The sequence below is a fragment of the Mesorhizobium sp. M1A.F.Ca.IN.020.06.1.1 genome, from assembly GCF_004023265.1.
GTDB lineage: Bacteria > Pseudomonadota > Alphaproteobacteria > Rhizobiales > Rhizobiaceae > Mesorhizobium.
Genome location: NZ_RZSR01000627.1, coordinates 1 through 3,599, shown reverse-complemented (window position 1 = coordinate 3,599; position 3,599 = coordinate 1). Strand labels below are relative to the sequence as shown.

General features: G+C 65.7%; 3 protein-coding genes and 1 pseudogene. 1 reads left to right on the top strand and 3 read right to left on the bottom strand.

Annotated features, from left to right (window positions below; all coding sequences use genetic code 11):
• The 3 genes and pseudogenes from EOA60_RS23760 to ampC all read right to left on the bottom strand — a co-directional run.
• A pseudogene (locus tag EOA60_RS23760) lies at positions 1–278 on the bottom strand (3-methyl-2-oxobutanoate hydroxymethyltransferase); the annotation flags it as partial.
• 279 nt (positions 279–557) lie between these two features.
• A complete protein-coding gene (locus EOA60_RS23755) occupies positions 558–1,562 on the bottom strand; it encodes a LacI family DNA-binding transcriptional regulator (protein WP_095824551.1) in 1,005 nt (334 codons plus the stop codon).
• Positions 1,563–2,093: 531 nt separating this feature from the next.
• A complete protein-coding gene (ampC, locus tag EOA60_RS23750; protein WP_128311994.1) occupies positions 2,094–3,254 on the bottom strand; it encodes a class C beta-lactamase in 1,161 nt (386 codons plus the stop codon).
• A gap of 102 nt (positions 3,255–3,356) precedes the next feature.
• On the opposite strand from ampC, the gene EOA60_RS23745 reads away from it, so the two are divergent.
• Positions 3,357–3,599, top strand: a 243-nt coding sequence (locus EOA60_RS23745; protein ID WP_128311992.1) for a LysR family transcriptional regulator, incomplete at its 3' end; no start/stop codon positions are given.

The following is a 3,599-nucleotide window of genomic DNA, read 5'->3' as shown; positions in this document are numbered from 1 at the left end:
GAATAGACCGCGTCGGCGCCGCGCTTCATCATGGCGAAGCCCAGCCGCACCGCCTCGTCCGGCGACGCGACCGCGCCATGCGGCATGCCGACGGAGAGGAACGCGTGAGGCGCCGCTTGGCGGATCGATTCCAGATTGTGGTCGGGCTCGCAGGAGAGGATGACGATGTCGCAGGCGACCGCGGCCGCCGCCTCGGCCGGCGTGTCGACATGCAGCTGCAGCCATTTCCTGCTGCCCTTGGCGCTTTGCAGGTCGTAGGCCGTCAAGCGTCTTGCCACCGATGATCCTCCCGTTCGCGGGCGGACGATCAGGCTTGTGAAAGGTCCCCCTCACCCGGATTGGCAGCCGACTTGCGAAGCGCAATTCGGGGCCATCCGACCTCTCCCCAAGGAGAGAGGAGCCAGGCTGCGTCGGTGCCGGCCCTCTTCTCCGCTCGGGAGAAGGTGGCCGCGCAGCGGCCGGATGAGGGGGAGAATTCGCACATGCTCGTCTCCCGTTCGCGGTCGAGTTAGCACCGCGATGCCGGCCAAGGCTCGCGCAACCTTGATCAAATCAGATCAAAGGTTCTCGGCAGTGAAGGTGATGAAGCGGATCGGCGGGTTGTCGACCGGCAGGTCGTGCAGGTTGAGCGCCGCCAGCACCAGGTCGATGCCGCGGCGCGCCTGCGCCTCCGGCGCCTGGTCGAGCACGACGTCCATCGTGCCGTCATGCAGGCCGCGCGTGCTGCGCTCGGTTAGTTCATGGCCGACGAAGAAGACGTCGCGACCGCGTGGGTGCCGGCGCAGCACTTCGTTCAGGGCCGTGTTGGCGCCGCCGGCATTGTACAGGCCGGCAAGGTCGGGCCAGCGCACAAACGCCTCATGCAACTGCTCGGCATTGCGGTCGCCGTTGTCGAAACCGAACAGGGTGGCGATGGGCTCGAAATCCCGCCCCTCGTCGATCAGATAGTCGAAGAAGCCCCGTACGCGGTCGCGGTGGACGCGATAGATCTGGCTGTGACAGATCGCGACCACCTTGCCCGGCCGCCGCTGCATCTTCGCCATCAGCAGCCCCGCCATGCGGCCGGCGGCGTAATTGTCGATGCCGACATAGGTGCTCTTGGTGCCGGAGATCTGGGTGACGATCTGCACCGTCGGGATGTTTTCCGCCTCCAGCTTCGCCACCGCCGCGCTCACCAGCGGATGGTCGGGGACGGCGAGGATGAGGGCGGCGCGCCGCATCTCCGGTTCGAGGATGCGCTTGGCGATCGCCGCCGGATTGGCCTCGTCGAGAAAGGTGCGGTGGACGGCGATCGAGCGGTCGAGCGTCGCCGCGATGCGTTCGAAGGCGCGGGAGAGGCGCGCGAAGAAGGTGGCGTCGGGCCTGACCAGGATCACCTCAATGCGGATGACGCCCCGATGCGCTTCGGGGAGCCGGCGCGGATAGTCGAGCGAGCGCGCCGCCGCCACCACTTTCTCGACCGTCTCGGGGCGCACCCCGCCCCTGCCGTTCAGCACGCGCTCCACCGTCGCCGTGCCGACCCCGGCGCGGCGCGCGATTTCGAGAAAGGTGGGCTTCGGAATGGGCGGGCTCCTGGGGGTGCTGAGGCACGGAGCCTAGCGGTTCTCCGGCAACAGGAGAAGGCGAGACGCCGAAGCCGCTAATCTCCCCCCTTGCGGGGGAGATGGCCGGCAGGCCAGAGGGGGGTGCGAAGGAACGCTACCGTTGGCCGGATCGGTTCACCGACAGGATGAATGTGGGACTGCCAAGAATTGACAGGCTGGCGGGACAGCACCCCCCTCTGCCCTGCCGGGCATCTCCCCCGCAAGGGGGGAGATTGGCAGTTTCAACGCCTCAAAACATAAACGCCGCCGTCGCCGGGTTTGACCCCGTTCGGCCGTCGGCGCCGCCCAGGCCGCACTATCCTGCGAACGTCTCGACGATGATGCGGGCCATACGCACGATCGGCAAGGATGCAAATGCGCCGGCAAGCGCTGAACGCCGGGTGATCGAGGTCATCTGTTTCTCCATTTTGGGCAGGTTTTTTGGGGCGCAGGCGGAGCGTCGGTGAAAAGTGCATTGGCCAAGGAGCGCCGAAGCGATCGGACGCGCGGCTAGTCGGTGAGCCGCGACAGCACCTGGTAGGCCGCCCTGACTCGCGCCTCATTCGGGTAAGCCTTGTTCGCCAGCATGACGATGCCGATCTTCCTCGACGGGACATAGGCGACATAGGCGCCGAAGCCGTTCGTCGAGCCGGTCTTGTTGAGCACCACGTCGGCGCGTGGCGCCATCGGCGGCTCGATCGCAGTTGCAGGGATCGGCTGAAGCATACTGGGCGCATTCCCGGCGACGATCTTCGCCAGGTCGACCGGATAGGGATACTGCTCCCAGATCAGATCCTGGATGAGTTCGCCAGCGCGGAAATAACCGGTGTGGGTGGCTTCGAGCGCGCGTGCGACATCGTCCGGCACCTTGCCGACGCCCATGTTGGCCTCGATGAAGCGGATCATGTCGACTGCGTTCGACTTGATCCCGTAGGCCTCTTCGGCGAGCAATGCCGGGGTGACGCGGACAGGCTTGTCGTTGCGGTTGTAGCCCCAGGCGTAGGATTTCATCTGTGCGGCCGGGACGTTGACGTAAGTTCGCCGCAAGCCGAGTTCCGGCAACAGCCGTTTTTCCATCAGCGCCGGAAAGCTCGCGCCCATCGCCTTGGCGGTGGCCATCCCGAGCAGGCCGATGCTCGGGTTGGCGTAGGTGCGGGTGGTGGCGGCCGCGAATTGCGGCTTCCATTGGCGATAATAGGCGATGAGCTGTTTTTGCGTCTTCACCGTATCGGGCAGCTGCAGCGGGAAACCGCCGGCCGTGTGCGTGGCGAGGTCGAGCAGCCTGACATCGCCCAGCGCGCTGCCTTGAAGCTCGGGCATGTGCTTGCCGACCTTGTCGCCAAGCGCCAGCTTGCCCTCGACCTCGGCATAGGCCGCGAGCGTCGCGGTGAAGGTTTTGCTGATCGAGCCGAGCTCGAACAATGTATCGCGCGTGACGGCGGCCCGGGTGTCCTTTTCGACCACGCCATAGTCGATGAAGAAGCGCTCGCCGTTCACGGACACGGCGACGGCCATCCCCGGAATGCCGTACTGGGCGATCACCGGCTTCACCGCCTCATCGACGAGCTGCCTTATCTTGGCGTCCTGATCGGCGGCGCGAGCGCCCGACAGACTGCCCGGGGCGCAGGCGAGGACGACGGCAGCGATGGTGAAGCGAAGCCGGCTGCACATGATCTGCTCCCTCTGGGTCGGACGATTGCGGGTTTATGACCCCTTCGAACCGGCTACAAACGATGATAAATCGCAACAGCTATAAGATAATCTTGGGCATCGATGGTTCGACCTTACCTGCCGCTCAATGCATTGCGGGCCTTCGAGGCGTCGGCCAGGCATCTCAGCTTCACACGTGCCGGCATCGAACTGGCGGTGACGCAGGCCGCCGTTAGCCAGCAGGTTCGATCGCTCGAACAGCGGCTCGGCGTGCAGCTGTTTCGCAGGTTGCCTCGCGGCCTCAAGATCACGGCGGAAGGCGAGGCTCTGCTGCCGATCGTCGGCGACGCCTTCGACCGCCTGGCG